Here is a 25,783-nt window from a genome sequence, read left to right as displayed (position 1 = left end):
GGCATCATGACGTACAAAATTTTATTAATTGAAAAAAGTCATATTAATCAATGTATCCTGAGAGCTATCTTAGAGAAACAGGGGTATGAAACATTTATTGCCTCTAGCAGCCAGGAAGCACTCACATTAGCAGAAGAGCATTATCCCGAGCTTATTATCTGTGAATCAACAGGTCTAGACCAAGCAGGAACAGAAATTTGTCGATATATTAAGGCGCATAAAAAACTCTCAGATGCTCATTTTATTATGCTTGTCCGTGCTCGAATAGAAGAACGTATAAAAGCTCTGGAAGCCGGAGCTGACGATGTTTTGATTAAGCCTCTTGAACCCACTGAGCTTCAGGCAAAGATGAAAACAGGATTACGATTTTATCAGGCTAAACAAGATCTAAAGGCGCACTCTGAAAAACTAAGGAAGCAACAGGATTTTATTGATCAAGAATTAGCACAGGCTGCTTCGTATGTACAATCTTTATTGCCTAAAAAATGTATAGGAAAGCTTGAAATTGATTCATGCTTATTGCCTTGCAGCCGTTTGGGTGGAGATTTTTATGACTATTATTGGCTGGATAATGAGAACTTTATGTTCTATCTGTTAGATGTATCTGGCCATGGTATTGGTGCCGCTTTACCCTCTGTTTCAATCCATAATGTTTTGAGATCTAAAGCGTTACCAAATGCAGATTTCTACCAACCTGAGAGTGTATTAACGGCCTTAAATCAGCTTTTCCAGATGGAATTGGACAATCCACGTTTTTTCACTATGTGGTATGGCGTTTATAATTCTAAAACCTCAATCTTGACTTACGCTAATGCCGGACACCCATCTCCCATTTTAATTGCTCACAATGGTAAAGAAAGTGCTAGTGCAGAACTTATCGGTCAAAAGGGCACCTTTCCAGTAGGAATAATAGATGATGCCTCGTATTATAGTGAGAAAGAGTTGATTGAGCCTATGAGTGAATTATATCTATTCAGTGATGGCGCTTATGAGCTACAGCTAGATGATAGAAGTATCTGGAAAGTAGAAGACTTTCAAAATTGGTTACTGACTAACAATAAAAAGATAGCTTACAATGTTGCTGAACTATTAGATAACCTAAAGCAACATCATCATATCGATAACTTTTCCGATGATTGCTCAATAGTGAAAATCTCTTTTTAAAAGTCTACTCCTCCTTAGAAAGAGATTTTCGTTGAATTTTATTTTTAGATGTCTAGACTTTTCATAAGGCGTCTCTGCGGATTATATCAACAGCTTGTTCGTTATCGGTGACATCATAGTTATTCAACCAATCTCAAAATAAATCCATGTCATATATCAAAAGCAGCATGGTATAGCTTGTAAATTAGCATAAGCTATGCCATGCTGACTGCTGTGTAGTAACTAATTACACCTGGGTTATAAACTTCAGTAAACTAACTGGTAACCTTTTCAAAATCTCAAGTTATCACCCGGAAGGGGAAATCTCTAAGATGCTAGAGAGTCTGGAAAAAGGCATGAGTATCTTCAAAAATCTCGAAAACACGATCCATACCTGTCGAGTTAAAAAGTAATTCAACTTGATCTTGAATGCTACATAGACAGAGACGTATTCCCTTTTGTTTGGACAACTTTAAAAGCATTACGAGCGTGCTTAAACCAGCACTATTCATGAAGGTTATGTCTTTACAATCAATTAAAATTGTACTGACTCCCGTATTAACAATGTCGGTAATTTGATTCTTTATCGTACTGCTATTAGCTGTATCAACGATGCCTTTAAGTTGAGTGACTTCAACACCAGACATTTTTTGTGGTAAAGATTCTGTCATCTTAAGCTATGTGACAACCGATAATTGAACTAAAAACAATAAAATGATGTCTCCACATAAATGTGAGAATCATCAAATCTTATTTATCCACAAAGTAATCGAAAAAACAATCTATTAACTTGCTTTTTAATCTTGCAAACAAAAATAGGTGAGTTTTAAATCACTGATTCTCAGACGACAGCCTAAATCTAACACTCACAGTAATTAAAATCTAAAAATAGCCTCGCGACAAGTTCAAAAATAAGAGTCTTTATTCTATATTAAGATGATTCCCATTTTTCAAAATGATTCAACTTTTGTTAGCACTTCTAGCGTGCCCAATTTTTGATATTAGTTCAACCTGATGGAATAATTTGGTTAAATTGCTTAGAGAAAGCTTAAAAGCTTATCCCATGTCAAAAAAATCTAAAAATAGAGTATTTTCCCTGATCGTCCTAGCCTTAAAATTCCTTTCTAGAAGTATTCAAAGCAAGGGAGTGATCCTCGGCTAATCGATGAAATTAGCCCTAAATCGTTGAATCCTAGCCCCAACCCATAGGAATCTATTTTAGGTCTTATATTTCACTTTCACCATCTTCAGGCTGATGTATTTTGCCTGAAACGCTGAAAATCACGTCTAGAATACTGTGTAGTTAGCCGCTGCGTTATTTTAAGAAAGCAAGGCATGAATGAACTGAAAAATTACAAGCGAATAGACAATACCACCTAGAGTCTCTTGCAGATAGTTTAGTATAAACTTGCAGGTTTATACTCTTAAAACAATCGATAACTTTCTATATAGAAGATCTCTCTCAAGACATTTGGCTCAGGACCTTTTTTAATGAGTGTTGTAGAGGAAAGTATAATTTTTTACATTATTAGTATGTGAATAATACTTGTTCCTAAAATGTTCATTAGTAAAGAAGACTTACTATGTCTATATCTGCCAGAATTAAAAAAATAATCTCTTATCTTACTGATAACGATGATGTTTGGGGCGGATGGGAAGATAATGTTGACTATGAAGTCCGCGGTAAAGGTGGAAATGACAGACTTTATGGTTATAACGGCAATGACACATTGTTTGGGGACGATGGTGATGATGAGATTTATGGTGGTTTAGGCAACGATAGGCTGTTTGGTGGTCGTGGCAAAGATAAACTCTTTGGGGGCAATGGTGATGATGAAATAGACGGTGATAATGGCGATGATGAAATCTTTGGTGGCAATGGTCGTGATCGAATCCGGGGTGGCAAGGGTAACGATAAACTCTTTGGTGGTAATGGCGACGATGAGATCGATGGCGATGATGGTGATGACGAAATCTTTGGTGAAGGCGGTCGCAATAAGTTAAGGGGTGGTCGTGGTCGAGATCGCATCTTTGGTGGTAACGACAATGATGAAATCTCCGGTGGTGAAGATGAAGACACCCTCTACGGCAATAGTGGTGACGATTTTATCCAGGGAGATGAACATAATGACGCTATCTTTGGGGGTGATGGTGATGATACCTTAGAAGGCAATAGCGGTGACGACACTGTCTTTGGTGAAGCTGATAACGACACCATTTCCGGTAATGAGGGAGATGATTATCTAAATGGTGGTACCGGCAACGACACCATTAATGGTGATGCCGGTAATGACTATATCTATGGATACGATGGTGATGACAATCTATGGGGAAGTGGCGAGAACGATACCCTTGATGGTGGTAATGGAAATGACAGTCTTGTCGGTGGACTAGGAAATGATATTCTATACGGCGAAGATGGTGACGATACCTTAGTGGGGGTTGAGACCGATGGTGCCATGGGCGCTAACAGCATTGATACCTACGTAGGAGGAGCCGGTAATGATGTGTTTGTTCTGGGTGATGCAAACGGTGTGTTCTACGATGACGGCGATGCAACCACCAATGGAGCCAGTGACTATGCCCTGGTCAAAGACTTTAACCGCTTCGAAGATACGATTCAGCTAAATAGCACGGTCAGTGACTATGTGATGGCGGATTTACCATCCAGCCTGGAAGCTGCCTTTTCTGGTATGAATGTAGCCGGTATCTATCAAGATACTGACGGTAATGGAACTTGGGATAACACGGATGAACTGATTGCAGTTGTGGAGCATCTGTCTCCTGAAAGCTTGGTGTTAGATGCTGCCTATTTCCAGTACACCGATGAGCCTAATCAATCCCCCTGGCATCCTGCTAACAATAGTGATTGGGAACTCGTGTTTAGTGATGAATTTGATTTATCTACCCTAGATAGTAGTAAGTGGAGCACCAAATATAGTCACAATGTCTATGGTGGTCGCACTAATCCCTGGAACGGTGAACATCAGGCTTATGTAGGAGACAATGAGGTTATTAACGGCGTAGAGTATGATGCCTTTGATTTTAACAACGGTGTCTTGAGTATCGTTAGTCAAAAGGTTGATCAGTCCCTGACCCTTGATGTTGAAGACACGGCTGCTGGCTTTGATCCAGTTAAAACCTTTGACTATACTTCCGGCATCCTAAACAGTGACGACAACTATGCCTTTACCTATGGCTATATGGAGATGCGGGCGCAAGTTGTTGCGGGGCAAGGTTTATGGCCTGCTTTTTGGATGCTACCTACCCATGGCGGTTGGCCCCCTGAGATCGACATTATGGAAACTCTGGGACACCGTACTGACACTGTGTTCAACAGTCTCCATTACACGGACGATAATGGAAGTATTGCCTCTGAGAAAGGAGAACAAACCTTTAGCGGTATGGACTTCTCTGCTGGCTTCCATACATTTGGTGTGGAATGGTCAGACACTGAACTGACCTGGTTCGTAGATGATCAAGCTTTGTACAGTGTTGACCATGACATTCCTGATGTCTCCATGTATCTATTAGCCAATATGGCTGTAGGTGGTTACTGGCCTGGCAGTCCCGATGAGACCACTCCTGAAACCAGCGCCTTTGAGATTGACTACATTCGCGTTTATCAGGATAAAGAAGGAACTCTTCATGGCGGGTCTAAGAATGATACTCTCTCAAAGGCCTTGGGTCACATTGCTGGTGAAGCCGGTAATGATGTCTTGCAAGGTGGTTATGGAGATAATACGCTTTTGGGCGGTAGCGGCGATGATAGGCTCACAGGCACCGATATAGTAAATGCAGGTCTAGGAGAAATTGACATCCTCACTGGTGGTAGTGGTGCAGATCTCTTTGTCCTGGGTGAAGCGGGTCAGGTCTTTTATGATGATGGTGAGCTGCTGCTGGATGGTGTGTCTGACTATGCGTTGATTACAGACTTTAACTTGTCACAGAATGATCAAATTCAGTTGGTTGGTAATGCCTTAAATTATCAGCTAGGAGTTTCGTCTGATGGCTTCTCTACTGAGCTATGGTATCGAACGGCGACAGCCCAAGATGAGTTAATTGCTGTTCTAGATCAGCAAGTGGTTAATGACTTTAACACCGGTTTCTCATTCATAGCATAGGGTAATTGCTCCCAGAGTGAAGGAACAATAGAGGAGCGATAAGTTGCTACCCTAAAGAATGTCTATTTTCACCCAACAATCGTGACATCTCAAGGAAGGTTGAAAGGTGATATCAGATTTGCCCCAACATTTCTAATCTTGTAATCACCGCTCTCCTTGACTCTTTATCAGCATCCTTGCCCGATTAGGGCTGGTTAAATAATGTGCAGTTAACGTATAGGCGCACATGGTTCAAAACGTCGGTGATCGCTGAAAGCTAGAAATAGCAACAGCTATGTGCACAATCGATCATACAGATACATTTTCTAAGTACAAGGCATTCAGGAAGAACGATCGTGGTCAATCATCCATCTATCCTAACCAACTGGGATTTAGTTTTTGAGGATAACTTTGACGGCTCAGAACTCAACCAGGATAACTGGAATACAACCTACTACTATGGTAGCCGCACCAACACTTTTAATGACGAAGCACAGTATTATGTCGATGAAGCACTGACTGTAGCAAATGGAACGCTCAGTATAAGTGCTAACAAATTAGATCAACCCCTTGAGGCCTTTGAAGGGGTTGATCAATATCTCCTGGCACAGCAGGGCAAAGATTTGTTCTTTGACTATACATCAGGAATGATTTCCGGGCATGACAAGATTGCCTTTACCTATGGCTATATGGAAATTAAGGCATCTCTACCGGTTGGACAGGGCCTTTGGCCCGCCTTTTGGATGTTGCCAAGCACAGGTGAATGGCCTCCTGAAATTGACATTATGGAATTTTTAGGGCACCAGACAGATACTGTCTATGGGACACTGCATTACCAAGACCCTGACGCTCCCAACGGTAATGCCATGGAAGGTAACTCTGTCTCAGGAATAGATTTTTCGGAAGGAGAGCATACCTTTGCAGTGAAATGGACTCCCGAAAGAATCACTTGGTTTGTAGATGGCCAAAAAGCCTTCACAATTACTGGGAACATTCCTCAACAGGCCATGTACTTATTAGCAAATTTAGCCGTTTGTGGTTCCTGGCCAGGAGATCCGGATCATACAACCCTTTTCCCTAGCAGCTATGACATTGATTACATCCGAGTATATCAAAATAAAAGAGGTATCTTACATGGTGGACTAGGTGACGATACCTTAAGTCGTACTAGAGGCGATATTTATGGCGGAGCGGGTGACGATGTCTTAAGTCTCTCAAAAATAGGCAATTTATATGGTGAAGACGGTAATGACATCCTGAATGGTGGTGAGAGAAAGAATGTCTTAGATGGTGGTACTGGTGATGACCAGCTTTTTGGCTATAAAGGGCATGACGAACTTGATGGGGGTACAGGTAATGACCATCTTGATGGTGGGTGGGGGCATGATCAGCTGAATGGTGAAGACGGTGATGACTATCTCTTTGGTGATCGAGGTCGTGACATCCTCAATGGTGGCGCTGGCGATGATAAGCTTGATGGTGGGTGGGGGCATGATCAGCTGAATGGTGAAGACGGTGATGACTATCTCTTTGGTGATCGAGGTCGTGACATCCTCAATGGTGGCACTGGTGGTGATGAGCTTGATGGTGGACTGGGACAAGACCACCTTGATGGTGGGGCAGGTAATGATCTCTTAGAGGGAAATTTTGGCCATGATTATCTCCAGGGCGGTCTAGGAAACGATCAGCTATTTGGTGATAAAGGGAGAGATAGCCTGATAGGCGTTGATATCAATGCATCAACTAGAACAGCCTTGGTTGGTATCAATGAAATTGATATCCTGACTGGTGGTGAAGGCGCTGATATCTTTTATTTAGGCGATACAACTAGCGCATTCTACGATGATGGGGATAATCTTTCATTAGGTGAATATGATTATGCCCTTATCAGTGATTTCAACTATAAACAGAATGATTTAATCCAACTACACGGGTCTTTAGATGACTATTTGTTAGAAGCTACTGCAGAGGACTTAGAGCAAGGTATTGGAATTTATCTGAAGACAGCAGGACAGAATGAACTGATTGGTATTGTGGAAAATGTAACTGACTTGAATCTATCTAATCAGTTTTTCAAGATTGCTGATTCGGTAGCTGTATAGTGGTTGATTAATTTTCTATAGAAAATCTATAGTGCAGACTTTTTATATGATAAATCCTGCGCTATAGATTGATAAATATAGCTTGATATAGCATAGCTCAAGGTATAGATAATCTCCAGAAGGCTTAGAGGTAAATGACTATATGCGTAGCAAATTTCTGAATGCATTCAGTATTACTATTGTCGTCTATTTGTTCTACGGTTGGCCCGTTAAACCACTGAACACTCCAAACAATATGTTACTTATAAGTCTGCCGTTATTTGGGAATAACCACCCAGCTTTAGCATACATGAACAAGTTATATTTTTATAACTGATAAGATTCTTTCACTTTTATACATAGAAATAGATAGAAATGACTTTTCTGAAGGTTCTAAAGACGAAAAGGTGATTGTCTATAAAAAGTCTTAAGTTGCTGCTTTTATCGAATAATGTAAATCTTACGTGACTAATGGTCTTATTCACAGGCTTATCTTTGGGGACGACTAATCGAAACTGTACTTAGGACTTGTTAAAAATTAAAATCATGGCTTTGATCCTTTAAATCACGGTTTAACAAGCCTTTCCGGTTTAAACCATGAAGTAGTTTCTTAACAGATCCTTAGGTGGATACGAATATATAGTGGCTCTACGAGATAGTCACGGCAACCTCCTGGGAGATAACTCATTATTATTTAAGATCGTCTCGCCTACAGCTAGTAATATTTTCAGTCGTGAAATTGAAAATATTACTAGCCCCAGAAGAAGTTACTTTAAGTGATGCATAACTCTTTAACCTCACAACAATGCAATAGGTAAGATCGCTCTGAATTACAAATCTATCAGAACTTATAAAAATCTTATTTGTCAACCAATGGCCAAAAATCAAACGCTAAATAGACAGTTCACACTTTTTTTCACGATTGTTTTTATTGGTGGAACTGTCATCAGCGGCATTGCACTCTCTAATGCAATGCAACAACTGGCCAAAGTCGAGATCAAAGCACGAGCACACATGATGATTCAGACCATGAATGCCGTGCGTAACTATACAAGCGAAAGCATCAAACCTCAACTAGCTGATCAGTTGGCTCAATCTAGCTCGTTTATTAGAGAAACTGTACCTGCATACGGTGCTAGAGAAGTATTTGAACATTTTCGAGAATCTCCTGAGTACAGTAACTTCCTATATAAAGAGGCTACATTAAATCCATCAAATCCTAGGGACCAGGCTGATGAGTTTGAAACCGATATAGTCAACACTTTCCGTCAGGATAGTGCCCCTGACGAACTCAGTGGGTATCGAGAACAGGACGGTAAAAAGCTTTTTTATATTGCTCGTCCTTTAGCGATAAAAAAAAGTAGCTGTTTAGAATGTCATGGCCGTGTCGAAGATGCTCCCCAAAGCATGATAGCGACCTATGGTAATCAACGAGGATATAACTGGCAAATAAACGAGGTGGTTGCTGCTCAAACTATTTATGTACCTGCTAATACCTTACTAGAACAAGGCTACCATTACCTGAAGCTGGTCATGGCCGTCATTATTGGCATGATGGCCACCATCATATTCCTTATGAATCGCCTACTAAAACAGAAGGTGGTGCACCCCCTCAAGAAACTAACTCATTTAGCAAAGCAAATTCGTGGAAATGAATTTCCCACTTTAGACGACTGGCAACAGAAATTTACTAGTCTAAACCCCATTGCTAAACGACCAGATGAACCTGGTGAACTTGCCCGTGCTTTTCAGCATATGGCTTACGAAGTAGTTACCCGTGAGCAGTCTCTCAAACAAGCAAAGGAAACGGCTGAAGAAGCTGCACAGGCAAAAAGTGATTTTCTGGCTACCATGAGCCATGAAATTCGCACGCCTATGAATGGGGTGATTGGTATGACGGGACTATTACTAGATACTGATCTGAATGATCAGCAAGTTGGTTTTGTTTCTACTATTCGTCATAGCGGTGATAGTCTGCTTCGTATTATCAACGATATTCTTGATTTTTCTAAAATTGAATCTGGCAAGCTAGATTTAGAAGAATGCCCTTTTAATCTAAGATCTTGCATTGAAGAGTGTCTGGACCTAGTCGCACCAAAGGCGTCAACAAAGCGCTTAGAATTGGCCTACCAAATTGACATGGATATGCCTGTGAGCCTAGTTGGGGACGTAACCCGGTTGCGCCAAATCCTAGTGAATTTATTAGGCAATGCTGTCAAATTTACCCATGAAGGCGAAATTGTTATTCGGGTTATTGCGGAACCTATATTAGATGTGAACTCATCTGATCAACCCTTATATCTTATTCGCTGTTGCGTAAGTGACACCGGTATTGGAATTCCCGCAGATCGAGTCGAGTCTCTTTTTGATGCATTTCAGCAAGTTGATTCATCCACTACACGTAAATATGGAGGCACTGGTCTAGGACTGGCAATTAGCAAACGTCTTTGCCATGCTATGGGAGGAGAAATCTGGGTTGAAAGTGAGCTAAATAAGGGATCAAAATTCTTCTTTACTATCAAAGCCCAGTCCATTTCAGAGAATAATCTAGAACTACCCAAGGTTGAACTTAAAGGTAAACGGTTATTGCTTGTGGATGATAATGACACTAATCGCAAGATCCTTACCCATCAAGCAGAGCAATGGAAAATGGAGGTATTTCCTGCCCGATCAGGCTACGAAGCCTTAGGCGTAATTGGGCAAATAGAACAGCCTTTTGATGTGGCCATTCTAGACATGCAAATGCCAGGTATAGATGGTTTAATGTTGGCTCCAAAGCTGAAGCTTCAGTGTCCTAACTTACCAATGGTAATGCTCACATCTATTCGTACTCATGACCTCAAGGAAAAGGCTTTACGGGCGGGAATTGTTGCTTTTTTAAATAAGCCATGCCGACAGAATGATCTATACAATGCCCTGACCCATGGCATTACGGGTAAAGTAACTTACCACTCCGGTTTGACTAAGGATAACAAGATAGACAATACAATGGCACAAAGGTTACCATGCAGAATTTTAGTAGCCGAAGACAATATGGTAAACCAACAACTAGCCAAACAATGGCTGGCCAAGTTGGGATACCGTCCAGATTTGGTTAGTAATGGATTGGAAGTTCTCGACTGCCTAAAGCGCCAAACATACGACGTCATCTTGATGGATATTCAGATGCCAGAAATGGATGGCCTAGCTGCAACAAAGATGATTCGACAATCATGGTCCGAAAATGAGCAGCCTTACATTATTGCAGTGACAGCCAATGCTATGATAGGGGATCGAGAGAAGTTTCTGGCGGCAGGGATGGATGATTATATCAGTAAACCTATTCATATTGACAACCTGATAAAAGCTTTAGAAGAGTATCCCATTGACAGACGTACGGCTGCACATATCAAAGAACCACTAGCTCATAACTCTCTGAAAACATCTGCCGAACTAACGACTGCTGAAAAAACGACCGATCTAGATAGAGTCCGCTTAGAACAAACACTAGCTCCATTAGGTGGTTTGGCATCTGAAAAATTAAAATTATTTGTCGATATATATCTGAAAGAAAGTTCGCAGTTAATCAAAGCCTTTAAAGAGGCTATTGATGAACAAAATGCTCAGCAGATTCAACATGCAGCCCACACCCTAAAGTCAAGTAGTGCAGCATTAGGATTAGTAACAGTTCAGCGGTTGTGTCAATATATCGAAAATGAAAGTCGTGCTGGCAATATTGCCCTGGCCAGCTCTGTAATCAAACTTGAAATAGCTCTTAATGAGGGGATAACGCTTCTTCAAGCTATCATCGATCAAAACGACAATATTGCATCTCAATCTTCTCAGGTCTAAAAATACTCCTATTAATGATAACGATAAAAAAGTAATTGTTTTGGGGAATCTAATAGCAGTGCAGCTACAACATTTAGTCAATGGATTCCATAAGAACTTAGTTATAGCTTTGTGCTCATTTCCACCACATGAATTATCGGCTAAAGCTTTGGATAGCGATGGCTGTGGACAATGAAATCAGATGAATATCTTCATCCGATTGATATAGGTTTCTTAAATAAAGATTATCTCGGTAACGTAGTTTACTACAAAAGCTATGAAGCGAACTTTTAGACTTCTACTATCATTAGCTATTGCTGTCTTTCTAGCTACTTGTATCCCGCAATTTAAGGGACACACTCAGGCTCCAGACTCTTCCGTGAAAGTATTACTTAACCAAGTGGGATACTATCCACAATGGCTTAAAGTCGCCTTTATATCGAGTCCTCTTAAAGGAACTCCTATACAGCTTATAAACTTAGATAATCAACAAGTTGTTGAGTTAGATCCCTCTGAGCCAGTACAGTCGGAGCGCCTCAGTGGAGATGTTTTACAACCTGTTGATTTTAGTCATATTCAACAACCTGGAAAATACATAGTTCGAGCGGGCTCAGCAGAATCAGCCCCCTTTAGTATCTCTGACAACGCATACCAAACGACGCTAATATCGCTGCTAAGATCATATTACCTACAGCGTTGTGGTGTAATTTTAGATGACCCTATTACGGGTTTATACCATGCGCCTTGTCACCTGCATGATCATAACTTAGCTCATGCAGATACGCTGCACCAAGTCAATGACAAGATCAATGCTACGGGAGGATGGCATGATGCAGGAGATTATGGCAAATATGTTGCTACAACAGCCACAACAGTCGCTCGTATTCTTAGCCTTTACGAACAGCACCCTAGTCTCTTTTGGGATGGTCAACTAACCATTCCAGAAAGCGGTAACGGCATTCCTGATGTTTTAGATGAGATGAAATTTGGCCTAGATTGGATGCTACGAATGCAGCGTTCTGATGGGGCTGTCTATCGCAAACTTTCTGGCTCGGAATGGCCCATTGGGATGGCACCTGACGAAGATGCTCAAACCCGCTATATCTACGGCATTTCTACCCCTGAAACAGGTAAGCTTGCTGGTGCCATGGCCATGGCGGCCCGAGTCTTTGAATCATTTGATGTCAACTTGGCCGATCAATATCAGGCTTCCGCAGACCTAGCCTGGCAGTATTTAGAAGGGCAACCAACCATGCAAGTGGATTGGTATGAAGGTGATGATAGTGGTTCTGGGAAATACTTAGCTTCAGATATTGATCGAGAAGAGAGTCTTAAAACTGACCTTGATGATCGCTTCTGGGCAGCAGTGGAGTTATATATTTCCACTGGCAACAAAAAGTATCAGCAATATTTAGAGACCCATTTATTAGAAATCACCTACACCCTATTTGAATGGAAAGATCTATCACCGTTAGCTTTAGTAGACTACAGACTGCAGAAACGCCAGCCTAGCTCATCCGAACTGAATGCAATCATTGACCAAAAGCTACTAACAAAAGCAGATGAGATTCTAACGAGGGTAGAGAATAATGGTTACCGTTTAGCCAACCATCGCTTTATTTGGGGCTCAAATAAACTGGCCGCAGAAGAAGGTATTACTTTAGCCTATGCGTATCAAATCAGCCAGGAGCAACGCTATCAATATGCTGCTTTGGATCAACTTCATTTTCTCTTAGGGCGAAACCCCTTTAATCAGACGTTTGTGACGGGAGTTGGGGCAAACCCTGTACGTCATGTAAATCATCTTTTTGCTCGGGCTAAAGGATTGCTGATTCCTGGTTTAGTTGTTGGAGGTCCCAATTCTGATGCCCAAGATAATATTGCACCAAAAGGTCTAGGTATATTGAGTTATTTGGATGATGAGAAGTCCTATGCAACCAATGAATATGCCATTGACTATAATGCTTCGCTGATTGGGTTGATTGGTTTATTAATTAGTGGAAATGCTTAAATATGAGACGTGCGGAGGTTTGATACTTACCAATTCATATCTAACATCCATTAAGTTTACCTAATAATATGGTTCTGCTCCTAAAACAGTTTTAAGTACCAACAAAGTAATGTTGTTTATCTAGTCTCGTTAATGGGAAAACTCAATAGGACAAATATCTCTGCTAGTTGAGCGAGCATACTCTATCACCATTGACAAGAAGATTAGGATTAGTCTTATTCTTACTCAATAAATTGAGATTCAGTGAAAATACTAAGGTAATTGGATTAGAGAAACAAGAGTCACTTACAACTATTTTAATTGACGGATGAGTAGCTTAATTGGTCAGCTGGACCAGAAACCATTGATGAACAATATCCAAGTGCGCTTGCGCGATCGCACCTTGCTATTTCGTTACCTGGTTTTAGTGAATCTAATCGTTGGGACATGGTATTTGCAATGGCGCTTAACCCAATCCCTTAATACAGAGGCCCTTTGGTTTTCAGTCCCCCTTGTATTAGCTGAAATATATATGTTTATGGGAGGCATACTGTTTTTAGTTGGGTTATGGCGACCGATTGAGCGACGGGTCAAAAACCTGGATCAACTCACACCAACGTTATCAAAAACAGACTATCCAACTGTTGATATATTTATTACGTGCTACAGCGAACCTGTTGATATTGTTCAAGAAACAGCACAGGCAGCACTAAAAATAGATTATCCTGTCAATAAGCTCCGAGTTTACATACTGGATGACGGTAATTCTCCAGACATGCGAGCTATGGCAGAACAACTTTGTATACAGGATCTGCAATCACCAAAGTTACAACTCGCCGCTGAACAAATAGAAGCTGAACGTTATTATTTAAGTAGTCGCCTAGAACAAATACAGTATTTACAACAAGATTTAGAATCGATTGAAGAAACCCTGAGTTGTCAGAGAATTCAAATAAAAACCGATTTTAATGAATTGGAATCACTCATGGATTGGTTTAGTACCATGAAACAGCCCATGATTCCCAACAAGGATTGGTTTGCAGCACAAACCTTATTAGGTGAGGGGTTTGATAACGTAGTCAGCCATGCCCATAAACATTTACCCCCAGACACCCCCATTGACTTAGAGCTTGTTATTCTAAATGGCGACATTATCATACGTATTTGGGATCAAGGTGCCCCCTTTGATTTTGAGAAGCATTTACAAAAACTACCTGATGAGATTGATCAAAATGCAGAACGGGGAAGAGGCATTAGCATTTTAAAGCAGCTTGCAGATCACCTGACTTATGTACGTGAACCCAGTGGTCGTAACTGCCTGATCATGATCAAGCAATTTGTACCGCAAAGTTCTATACAAGATCATCAATATTGGCAAAGCCAAGGGTACCTACAAAGCACACGACAACTTCTATTGCTGACTCAGCCAGAATACACTAGTACCACATCAACGTTTGAGGCTGAAGTTCATAAGCTAGAAGGACAAATTGACAAACAAACCACTGCATTAAGTGATCTAGCACGCTGCCGCTACATCGCACGACACAAACCTAAAGATCGCCCACACCATGCTAAAGCAGGCAATATTAACCATGCCATTTTCTGCGGTGAAACCCAGGGTGACTTTATTGTCACTCTAGACGCTGACCATATTCCTAAACCACAACTTTTGCAGCGGGTATTACCTAATTTTTTCCGATTCAACTTAGAGCAAGGGCGCTATGAGCTGAATAAAGTCGCTTTTGTACAGACACCTCAAGCATTTTACAACCTACCTAAAGGCGATCCCTTTGGCCATGAAGCTCACTTTTTCTATGGTCCTATTCAACAAGGGAAGGACGGGATGAATGCTGCATTTTATACCGGAACCAATGCGATCTTACGACGAGAAGCATTGGTAAGTATGGGTTTACAGCATTTTGCCAATGATTTTATAGCCGATGAAAGTCGCTTAGACGAATTTGATTTGATTGGTGGAGTCTCTAGCATTAGCATCACAGAAGACATGAACACAGCTATGCGCCTCCACTCGGCGGGTTGGCAGTCCGTTTATCACCATGAAATTTTGGCAGAGGGACTTGCACCTGATGATCTTAGCTCAACTTTAACCCAAAAGTTACGTTGGGCTCAAGGAACAATACAGGTATTAGTACGAGATAATCCTCTATTCAAGTCAGGCCTGACATTCTGGCAACGGATGCAATATTTTCAGACGATGTACAGCTATTTTGCAGGTTTCTTTGTAATTGTCTTTCTAGCCTGTCCAATAATTTCATTTTTCACGGGTCTAAGTCCTGTTAGCAGCTACGGCCCAGCGTTTATATTACACTTTGTGCCAACCTATGTAATTAACCGCCTCAATTTGTTGGCAGCAGCATGGAAAGTCCCTAAAAAAGAAGTATGGCGTAATGAACAATATGCCATTGCCCTTTTTCCGCTACAAATCCAGGCCGTCTGGAGTGTTTTAACGGGCAAAAACGTCTCATTTAAGGTCACCCCTAAACAACGACAATCTGGCGTATTCTGGGAGCTTGTACGCATACAATTAATTGTTTTTGGCCTTACTATTGCAGGTATGGCCTGGGGACTACTCCAATTGGTCTTGGGTCATTGGCCAGATCCCCTAATATACCTGGTCAATGTGGGGTGGAGTTGTTACCACCTGGCGTTATTATGGGTCGTCATTCGGGCAGCCTATTGGCAACCTAAGACAAGTTCCTAATCTATTTCTAGGCTCTAGTTCTTGCAATGGTTTTACAAAATACACCATTGGCTATTGTGTAAAAGCAGAATAAGTCAAGTAGCAACATCCGACCTTCGACAAATTTGATTAGAACTATATCATCATCTCTAGGAGATTCTCATGACTACAAATCTTAAAACACTTGAGCCCGCAGGCATCCTAGATGGTGCTACAACTAACGAGCTTAAGCTTCAAGTCACCGACTTATTACACGAAGGTATCGACATTGTTTTGTTAGATATGAATCAGGTGACATTTATGAATAGCACTGGTATTGGAGCAATGGTTGCTATGTTAAAAATCGTACGTGCTAGGGGCAAACAAATTTATCTTTGTGGGCTAACAGAGCAGGTCAAAATGTTATTTGAACTCACAAAAATGGATCGAGTATTTAAAACTTTTATAGATCAACAGGACTTTGAAGCAAAGATTTTAGCTGCTTAAGGTGAGTTGAGACTCCACACTCTTTAAGGAATATGGGAGATAGAAAACGCTCATTTTTTAGATAGGTAATTTAAACGGTGCTGACCTTGAGAAAATAACTCTAGCTACAGGCTTAGCCATGCTATCTCTGCCTCAAAGACTACTTAGTCCTTTCAAAGCACGTCTTTCCCGACACATTGCTTTGTGGGTATTTAGTAGTATTGTCTTAATTGAAGCCTTGATTGTCATTCCATCTTGGCAAAAAAAAGAGAAAGAGCTACTACAACAGCTTGAGGACACAGGATTTGTTGCTATACATTCCTGGGCAAGGTTCAATGCAGCTAATAGTGAGAGTCAACCTTTAGCAATACCTCAAGGGAATCTTGCTTTGCCCCCTTTGGTCAAAGGAATTATTCTTTATGATCTTGATGGCCAAGTTCTAAAGCACGTGGGAGAGGCACCTGCTTTAGAACTTGGCCAAATAGACTCAAATCTTCCTCTACAGCAACGTAGCAATAATGATCAAAGATATGATGTAGTGTGGCCTGCCGATAGGCTAGGGGGTGAGTATACTGTCATCGCCAGATTGGATGCATCCAATATCCAGCCAGAAGTCATAGATTACTTTTGGCGTATGGTCTTTTTTGTTCTGATAATTTGTTTGTTTGTAACAATTGCTACCATGTTGGCTTTGGGGCCAGCTGTGATTCAACCGATTTTACGTCTTCGGGATGATCTACTGTTGGCAGCTGAGCAAGGCATAGGGCTAGAGCAAAAAAACGCTAGTTTTTATTCTCTCTCTGTACAGCGTCGCGATGAGTTGGGAGAGGTAATGACGGCTTTTAACGCTATGTTAAAGCGAACTTCAGAACATGTGATTCAGCTGAAAGATCTGGAAATAAAAATGTTGGAAAGGCGAGAGCGAGAAATTGCGATCGCACGAGATGAAGCCCTTGCTGCTGTAGAATCTAAAAGCAATTTTTTGGCCAATATGAGTCATGAGATCCGGACGCCCATGAATGGGATTCTCGGCATGTCCGGGTTACTTCTCGATACTGAACTCACACAGCAACAGCGGAATTTTTCAGAAACAATTTGGAATTGTTGCAATTCGTTGATTACTATCATTAACGATATTCTTGACTTTTCCAAGATCGAGTCCGGCAAGCTTGATCTAGAGGAATGCCCTTTTGAATTACGTACCTGTATTGAGGAGTCCCTTGATCTACTGGCCGCTAGAGCAGCTGAAAAGGGTTTGGAACTTGCCTATATTGCTGACCCCTCCACGCCTACTAGATTCCTAGGGGATGTCACTCGTCTACGCCAGATTTTAGTAAACCTGATTGGTAATGCAGTGAAATTTACCCATGAGGGTGAAGTATTAGTTAAAGTTCGCACAACGCCACTCCAACAATCTTCCATAGAAGATATCGAACTAAAAGACATCAGTCATGCACAGGGTAAAGAATCCCTGGTTACCCTTCATTTTGATATTCAAGATACAGGAATCGGCATTCCTACCGATAAAATGGATCGTCTTTTCAAATCATTTAGTCAGGTTGATGCATCTACTACTCGTCAGTATGGTGGTACAGGCTTGGGGCTAAGCATTAGCAAACAACTCTGTGAACTAATGGGTGGCAAAATGATGGTAACTAGTGTTGTTGGAGAGGGATCGTGTTTCTCGTTTTCGATAGTAGTAGACGCTCTACCCACGCTAGAAAATGAGCAAGTCTCTGATATCGCCCATCAACTTAAAGACAAACGGGTATTGATTGTAGATGATAATGCTACTAATCGTGAGATTTTGACCCTCCAAACTCAGTCCTGGGAAATGCAACCCACCACTGCCCAGTCAGCCTATGAAGCTTTAGGCATCTTAAGTTGTCAGCCTTCCTTTGATGTGGCTATTCTTGATATGCAAATGCCAGAGGTCGATGGCCTGACCCTGGCTCATAAAATTCGTGATCAGGCCTATGGTAAGAAATTACCTCTGATCATGCTCACATCCTTAGGTAGACCTGAGGTTGATCCTAAAGCCCTAGATCAAGCTAAATTTAGTGCTTTTCTAAACAAACCCATTAAACAATCTCATCTTTATGATGCGCTTGCCCAAGTATTTAGTGATCAGCCTATCAAAATACAAAAGTCTATATCTGATCAACAATCTGGACTAGATAGTACTTTGGCTCAAAGCCACCCCCTCAGAATATTGGTCGCAGAAGATAATCTGGTCAATCAACAACTTATTCGTCAATGGCTTGATAAATTAGGCTACCGTTCGGATATTGTCGGCAATGGTTACGAAGCCATCGATGCCTTAAAACGGCAGCCCTACGATGTCATTCTAATGGATGTTCATATGCCTGAAATGGATGGACTGACTGCAACAGAGGAAATTTGTGAACAGTGGTCTACAGCTAACCGGCCTCATATTGTTGCCTTAACCGCCAGCGCCATGAAAGGTGATCGCGATCTATGTATGGCTGCTGGCATGAATGACTACATCAGTAAGCCAATTCATGTTCCAGACTTGATTGCTGTACTAAAAAAAGTAATACCTTTAGAAGTCTCTAGTTGTGCTCCTACCTTAGACAGAAACCTACTGGAACCCACCTTAATAGCGTTAGGAGGTTTAGAGTCTGATACATTTTCAGACTTTAAAGAACTATTTATAAGTGAAGCATCAGCCTTAGTCTCAAAAATTGTAGAGGCTATTCAAACCAATAATCATGAACAACTAGAACATACTGCTCACGCCTTAAAATCCAGTAGTGCAGCACTTGGTGGAGTAAGTCTTCAAACGTTGTGCCAAACTCTAGAAAAAACTGGTCGCTACAAAGACCCAATAGATACTAGTTACACTGAGCAAATAACTTCAACGTTTATGACGTTTAAAACAGCGTTAGCAGCATTACAGTAATTTACTGTTTACAGCATCTAATTTCAAACTTCAACAGAAAGGTCTTTTTACCGCTCCATAAAGTAAAACTTATTTCTAGAGTAAGCGACGCTAATTTTTTATTATAAGGACTGCTAGATTATGAAAAGAGTAGCAAAGAAACTTTTGCGCCAGTTTCGGCAAAGTTTAGCATTACGCTACTTAACCATAGCTGGGTCTTGTGCACTCACTACGCAACTGGTTTTTGGGCTAATCCAAGTCCAACGAACTCAAGCACGACAAATCACTAGCTTACGTAATCAGGTAGAAAGCAAAGCTGATTTTCTTAGCGATGTTGTTCCAGAAGCAATCTTGAGCCTCGATCTTTTGTACTTAGAGACATTAATGCAAAAGACTACGGAAGATGTCGACATTGTTTATAGTGTAATTATCAATCAAGAAGGCAAGATCATCACACAATCCCTCGACCATAAGAATTCTTTAGTCAAATCAACAATAGATAAGTCAGGTACTCAAGCTAGTGATACATTAAGTGTCTTACAATCTCTCAGTACTCTACCCCAAATACGCCAGGTAGAAATTCCCATTGAATCACTTGAACAGCCCTTAGGGGAAGTTCGCTTGGGCTATTCACATCAAAGACTACGTCAAGAAAGCATCTTGGCAGTCCTATTCCATGTCAAAATAGCGGCATTGGTAAGTCTGCTATTGGGGCTACTTACGATAGTACTATTTCATCGGCAAGTACATACCCCTCTTCGAGCATTAAACAAATTTGCCCGATCCTTTGAAGAAGGGAATTTGGAACAACGCATTCAAATTAAATATCCGGATGAAATTGGTCAGGTCAGCCGAGCCCTTAATCAAATGGCTGATCAATTACAGGAAAATTTAGTTGGACTTGCGATCGCACGTGATGAGGCATTGGCTGCTGCCCAATCAAAAAGTGATTTCTTAGCTAACATGAGTCATGAAATCCGTACACCCATGAATGGCATCCTTGGAATGTCTGGTCTATTACTCGACACCGATCTCACCCAGGAACAACGAAATTTTTCAGAAACAATTTGGAACTGTTGTAATTCCTTAATCACTATTATTAATGACATCCTCGATTTTTCTAAAATTGAGTCAGGGAAGCTCGATATGGAAGAGTGCCCATTTGAGCTTCGAACTTGTATTGAGGAATCGTTAGATTTACTTGCCACTAAAGCAGCTGAAAAAAACTTAGAACTTGCTTATCTAGCAGAGCCAGGTATACCTGACCGACTAGTGGGTGATGTCACTCGATTACGCCAAATTTTAGTCAACTTAGTGGGTAACGCAATCAAGTTTACCCACGAAGGAGAAATATTAGTCAAAGTTCATGCCAAGCCTTTTACTACTGCTTCACAAACACATATAGACCAAGATATCGAAAAGGATTATGTAACCATCCATTTTGATGTGCAAGATACAGGTATTGGCATCCCTACCGACAAAATGAACCGTCTCTTCAAATCCTTCAGTCAAGTGGATTCTTCCACTGCACGAAAATACGGTGGTACAGGATTAGGACTTGCTATTAGCAAACAACTTTGTGAACTAATGGGTGGCAATATGAGTGTCACGAGTGTTGTGGGAGAAGGTTCTTGCTTTTCTTTTTCGATTGTTGTTGAAGTACTGCCCTCCTTAGAACTCGACGTAGAATCTGAAACACATCAACTCAAAGGAAAACGCGTACTAATTGTGGATGATAATGCCACCAATCGTAAAATGTTGGCTCTTCAAACTCAATCTTGGGATATGCAATCAACAGTAGCCCAGTCTGCTTATGAAGCCCTGGGTATTCTAAGTTGTCATCAAGATTCCTTTGATGTAGCTATTCTTGATATGCAAATGCCGGAAGTGGATGGACTGACACTTGCTAATGAGATTCGCACTAAACCTTATGGGAAAACTCTCCCTCTAGTAATGTTAACATCTGTGGGAAAACCAGAACTTGCAGAAAATGCTTTGAAGAAAGCTAACTTTCAGGCATTCCTCAATAAACCCATTAAACAATCTCATTTGTATAACGTTCTCAACCAGGTTTTTGTCGATCAGCCTGTCAAGATACAGACACCTGAGGTGACAAATGAGGCGGATTTATATGATAGTACGCTAGCCCAAAAACACCCTCTCCGAATTTTAGTTGCAGAGGACAATCTAGTAAATCAGCAACTGATCCGCCAATGGCTTGGCAAAATGGGTTACCGACCTGATTTAGTCGGTAATGGTTATGAAGCCATCGATGCCCTGAAACGGCAAACCTATGATGTCGTTCTAATGGATGTCCATATGCCTGAGATGGATGGATTGACAGCGACCGCTGAAATTTGTAAACAATGGTCTGTCGACAAACGGCCTTATATTATTGCCTTAACGGCCAATGCAATGAAAGGTGACCGTGAGCGGTGTTTAAATGCTGGAATGAATAACTACATCAGTAAACCCATTCATGTTCCAGATTTGGTAAAGGCATTGAAACAAGTGCAACCCTTAGAAACCTCTCACCAAGCTCTTGCCTTAGATATGACAAGACTTGAGTCAACATTAGGCGCATTAGGTGGAGTAGAGTCAGAGGCATTTTCTTCCGTTAGACAACTTTTTATCACCGAAGCATCAACATTAGTCGATAAGATCATTCAAGCCATTAAAACAGGCAATTCTGAACAACTAGAACAAAATGCCCATGCATTAAAATCGAGTAGTGCAGCTTTGGGTGGTGTAATTCTTCAAAACCTATGTCAAGCGTTAGAAAAGTCAGGTAGACAAAGGGAAGTTGTGGATCTAAAGCTATCTGATGAGTTAAATTTAGCATTTTCCAACTTTAAAGCGGCTCTAGCAAGTCTATAAAGGCAATTAAGCGCCCCTGGCTAATAGAGTTAGATGCTGCTGTTGGTAGCTAAAATATGATCTTTTACACACTGATGAGTACATGCGTAAGCATTAACTTTAAGCTGGGACATCTAACACAATCAGACATCCTTCTACAGTTAGATAAGCTGTCCGACCTTTACCGATAGCAACCTCATGCCCTCCAGTAAATGCACCAAAAGAGGGTAGCGTTAGCCGTTGGAACTGATGCTCATGGTAAAAGCAGGGCAGCCGCAGACTATCAGTAGTAGATTTTAATTACACAACCGGGTGTGTATGGCCACAAATATTCATGTAGCCTTTGGGTAGGTGCTTCAGGCTAACGGGCTCATGGCTGAGCAATAGCTTGCCTAGAGGAACTGGATGATATAGTTCATATTAAAAACAGACTTTAACGCTATTCGGTCATGATTACCAACAATTAGGGTAACTTTAGCATCCACCTCTTCCAGGAATATAGACCAGGCAATTTCTATTTCAGTCACCATGCCCTGACGAGAGTGGAATAGATCTCCGAGTACAAAAAATTGTTCAGGGCAGACTTTGTTACAGTACGATCTCAATCGCTTTAATGTTTCGCCATTCACCTGCTGCGCCACTGGGATCCCGGCCATTTGAAACGTTTCTGCCTTACCCAAATGCACATCTGAATGGTAGCAAAGTATGATATTTAGGCACATACAAAGCCCGTTCCAACAATACCAGTGTCTCTCCTTGTAATAGATCTACCTGATGCCCGATTTTCATGTCATTTGACATATTTAGTCAACCTACTGAATACACTTCATAGTATTCTGGTGCCAGCAACAGTATTAATCCTAAACTACTACAGGTAGATAGGATTAACAAAAATATTTGTCCGTGCAATCTCCATTGATATGGTGGTTTTACTAACCTAAGGGTCATTCAGTAAACTAAGCCACAAAAATCTGTTGTATTTACATTTTAGGAAGTGAAAATACGGATTTATCATCATTTCCGGATGTTTTCAAGTCTAAATCACGCCTAAAAGAACTGAAAAGCTATATAAATGGCCAGACCTTATAAAGAAAATAAAATATTACAGTAAACCGTATGTTTTCGGATTTCTCTGTTCATACTCTGTCACTAAAATAACACTATCTAAAACAAATTGCATAGGTAAATTGCATAGGCAACAGGCAAACAGCGTAATCGTTTGAATTCACTTTAAGGCAGTGCCATTTCGAATTCGGGCACTCTAAGCCTTTAGACTGTATCGGAATTAAAAGAGAGACGAAACTAATCCACAGCTTTATTAAACAAGCATTTCAAACCTTTTTGAGAACCCCTAAAATCGTTTCATATCAAAATTCACACTATTTCGAAAAGTCACTTAGCCAACTATCTCAAGTATCAAGGGCACAGACATGCTTTATCAATAGTCCCAAGACTTTTTCATGTTTTTTGTTGCTTACTGTTATCTAATCAAACGTCTATATTTTTTATGAGTCCCAGTTCATCATGAAATCCTCTGTCAGTAATTATTTAAGCTGAGGTTTTACTCTTATTATTATTCCTGACATGAATGAGAAAAGAAGTCTTGAAAGATTATTTCCTTATCCTTATATTGGTGGTGCGTTTCAAACCATACTGGATCAAACCTTGGTCAATCAGCATATATCCACTAGAGATTTCTCTGTATTTATTAGGGAGATCACTTAGTTATTCAACAAAAGTTAAGAGGAATCATGTAAGCAATTTGTTGTAGATCTGGTTGTTTTTTCCCATCTCAATGTTCGGCAAAACAGATATCTTATTTAGTGAACCAATGAATAAACTCAGGTTAGTGCATCTACGTTTTTTCTAGTTTATGCTTAATCACAGCTATAGAGCTTTCTATATATCAGGTTGCTATCTATCAACGAATGTTTTCTCCCATCAATTTTCATTTGCTAATCATCATATACACTTAAATGACAATGCAAAAACATGCTCTGATGCAGCGAATTATAGAGCAGTTATTACCAGAAGAACAATGCTTATTTAGCGAATATCAGATTGAAGCCCTTCATCGATCTGCTCTATCTTTACCTAAAAGAAATCATGCCATCAATGTACGTTTGTCAATTCCTTTCCCTGGAAAAGGCATTTATCTTGTTCTTTTTGCAGGTAAAGAACTCCGTTCAAAAAAACGTCTGCTTGCTGACAGAGACTTTCAGGTACTCCCTAGAGTTATTCTTCTTATTATTTCACTTCTCGGTTGTGCAACTATCTTTGGTCTAGCTTACAGTCAACGCATATTAGCTATCAATAATCAACGTAATGCATCTAGTCTGAATAAATCATCAGACGTAATCCATCCTACCGTCGTGCCTTTCAAATATGATCAAGAGCAATGTGAGACAAGCTTTCGTGAGTGGAGAGATGGTGAATGTATTGATTACGAGCACGACCATACTTTCTAGGTTCAAGTCTAACGCTTATCCACTAAACTACATACTCTCAAAAATAGTTATTTATTAGCAAGTTGATCTTTCAAACGTTCTATACGCTCAAGCAAACTCTCATTAGATAGGCGTGCGCTAAGATGCTCTACTAACAAAGGAAATGCTAAGGGTGAAGGTCGTTGTGTAGTTTTCCACACCACCTTAAACGTCTGTAGCCGTGCCAAAGCTATACTCAGACGTTCTATCTCTAGTTGTTGTTCTAGGACTTCCCTCTCTGCCTGGAGTAGCAGTAAGTTATCTGCCTCGTATTTAGAAAAAACCTCGTAAATTAAGGAAGCACTGACTTGGAGTTGGCTACCGGTTTTACGGGATGATGGATATCCTTGAAAGATCAGATTAGACACCTGAGCAATACTGCGAAAGCGTCGCTGGGTCAACTCTGAAATGTTGAGACTGGCTCGAATGTCTTTAACAATATTATTCAAGTTAAAGAAATGAGCCTGGTGGTTTTGAAAGATAGACTCAAAAGAATATCCTTTGGGAGCTAATATTTCAAAACCGTAATCATTGGCAAAGACGGTGAATGTCGCTTTTTTATATTGGGCAAAACGATGGGTCCATAGAAATCCTAAGCCCTCATGAGCAAATCTTCCCTCAAAGGGGAATGCATAGAGATGTTGTCCTTAGTTCATGCCACTCATCCAAAATCACGGTCCGTAAGTTACCAAATCGCTGACGCGCCCCTTTTTAGGACAGCGGCACCGATAGAGACTCAGGTGTAGTAATCAAAATCTCATGCAGTTTCTTCTTTTGTCGCTCCTTCTGGGATTCTTTAGTATTCCCAGTGCGAGACTCTACCTGGAGTGGCCAGCCCATTGCTGTAATCGGCTTTTGGATGGCTTGTTCAATGTCGCGAGATAGAGCTCGTAGGGGTGTGATGTAGAGTAGCTGTAGGCCGTAACCAGGATTAACCAGCATGTCGGCAATGGGTTCCATGACGGCTGCATAGGTTTTACCGGAGCCAGTAGGTACTTGAATCAGACCACTTTTGCCTGTCAGGTAAGCTTCCCAGGTTTCTTTTTGAAAGGGTAAGGGTTTCCATTTCTGGAGTTTGAACCAGGCCAAAATTGGCGATAGGGTAATTGCCATGGATACTTACCTAAGTTTTGCCCAAATTAATGGCGACTTGCTCTGAGGAGAGAAGGGTTTCCAGCCCCCGTATCCAAGGTCTGACCAGAGAATCCGCTGCATTGATTAGAATTTCAATTAAGTACCCCTGTGA

General features: G+C 40.9%; 13 protein-coding genes and 1 pseudogene. 10 read left to right on the top strand and 4 right to left on the bottom strand.

Annotation, left to right across the window (positions count from 1 at the left end; all coding sequences use genetic code 11):
- The first annotated feature begins 6 nt into the window (after nt 1–6).
- Complete coding sequence (locus QGP82_RS21345; RefSeq protein WP_163665166.1) at nt 7–1,164, top strand: SpoIIE family protein phosphatase; 1,158 nt, start codon at nt 7–9, stop codon at nt 1,162–1,164.
- 314 nt (nt 1,165–1,478) lie between these two features.
- Here the strand turns inward: QGP82_RS21345 and QGP82_RS21340 are convergent, their stop codons facing one another.
- Entirely contained in the window at nt 1,479–1,814 is a 336-nt protein-coding gene (locus tag QGP82_RS21340) for an STAS domain-containing protein (protein WP_499060944.1), read from the bottom strand.
- Nucleotides 1,815–2,726: 912 nt separating this feature from the next.
- Here QGP82_RS21340 and QGP82_RS21335 point away from each other — a divergent pair.
- From QGP82_RS21335 to QGP82_RS21300, 8 genes are all read left to right on the top strand, one after another.
- Nucleotides 2,727–5,267 (top strand): family 16 glycosylhydrolase, encoded by a 2,541-nt coding sequence (locus QGP82_RS21335; protein ID WP_499060943.1) that lies wholly within the window; start codon nt 2,727–2,729, stop codon nt 5,265–5,267.
- Nucleotides 5,268–5,602: 335 nt separating this feature from the next.
- Nucleotides 5,603–7,348 (top strand): family 16 glycosylhydrolase, encoded by a 1,746-nt coding sequence (locus QGP82_RS21330; RefSeq protein WP_499060942.1) that lies wholly within the window; start codon nt 5,603–5,605, stop codon nt 7,346–7,348.
- Nucleotides 7,349–8,200: 852 nt separating this feature from the next.
- Nucleotides 8,201–11,158, top strand: a complete 2,958-nt coding sequence (locus tag QGP82_RS21325; RefSeq protein ID WP_499060941.1) for a response regulator — start codon at nt 8,201–8,203, stop codon at nt 11,156–11,158.
- A gap of 358 nt (nt 11,159–11,516) precedes the next feature.
- A complete protein-coding gene (locus QGP82_RS21320; protein ID WP_499060940.1) occupies nt 11,517–13,148 on the top strand; it encodes a glycoside hydrolase family 9 protein in 1,632 nt (543 codons plus the stop codon).
- 307 nt (nt 13,149–13,455) lie between these two features.
- Entirely contained in the window at nt 13,456–15,849 is a 2,394-nt protein-coding gene (locus QGP82_RS21315) for a glycosyltransferase family 2 protein (protein WP_163665156.1), read from the top strand.
- Nucleotides 15,850–15,990: 141 nt separating this feature from the next.
- Nucleotides 15,991–16,314 (top strand): STAS domain-containing protein, encoded by a 324-nt coding sequence (locus QGP82_RS21310; RefSeq protein ID WP_163665154.1) that lies wholly within the window; start codon nt 15,991–15,993, stop codon nt 16,312–16,314.
- Nucleotides 16,315–16,432: 118 nt separating this feature from the next.
- Nucleotides 16,433–19,216, top strand: coding sequence for a response regulator (locus tag QGP82_RS21305; RefSeq protein WP_499060939.1), 2,784 nt, complete (start codon nt 16,433–16,435; stop codon nt 19,214–19,216).
- Nucleotides 19,217–19,336: 120 nt separating this feature from the next.
- A complete protein-coding gene (locus tag QGP82_RS21300) occupies nt 19,337–22,072 on the top strand; it encodes a response regulator (RefSeq protein ID WP_499060938.1) in 2,736 nt (911 codons plus the stop codon).
- A 371-nt stretch (nt 22,073–22,443) separates the two neighbouring features.
- Here QGP82_RS21300 and QGP82_RS21295 read toward each other — a convergent pair whose 3' ends face one another.
- Nucleotides 22,444–22,707: a metallophosphoesterase gene (locus tag QGP82_RS21295; protein ID WP_163665148.1), complete on the bottom strand. Its 264-nt coding sequence runs from the start codon at nt 22,705–22,707 to the stop codon at nt 22,444–22,446.
- 1,326 nt (nt 22,708–24,033) lie between these two features.
- On the opposite strand from QGP82_RS21295, the gene QGP82_RS21290 reads away from it, so the two are divergent.
- A complete protein-coding gene (locus QGP82_RS21290) occupies nt 24,034–24,519 on the top strand; it encodes a hypothetical protein (RefSeq protein WP_499060937.1) in 486 nt (161 codons plus the stop codon).
- Between the two features lie 47 nt (nt 24,520–24,566).
- Here the strand turns inward: QGP82_RS21290 and QGP82_RS21285 are convergent.
- A pseudogene (locus QGP82_RS21285) lies at nt 24,567–25,121 on the bottom strand (DNA ligase-associated DEXH box helicase); the annotation flags it as partial.
- 127 nt (nt 25,122–25,248) lie between these two features.
- Nucleotides 25,249–25,650: a DEAD/DEAH box helicase gene (locus QGP82_RS21280; protein ID WP_499060936.1), complete on the bottom strand. Its 402-nt coding sequence runs from the start codon at nt 25,648–25,650 to the stop codon at nt 25,249–25,251.
- Nucleotides 25,651–25,783: the final 133 nt, after the last annotated feature.

It is taken from the genome of Leptothoe sp. LEGE 181152 (assembly GCF_032906605.1).
In the GTDB taxonomy this organism is placed as follows: domain Bacteria; phylum Cyanobacteriota; class Cyanobacteriia; order Phormidesmidales; family Phormidesmidaceae; genus Leptothoe; species Leptothoe turfae.
The sequence above is the reverse complement of the archived record's forward strand: the minus strand, read 5'-3'. Positions and strand labels throughout refer to the sequence as shown.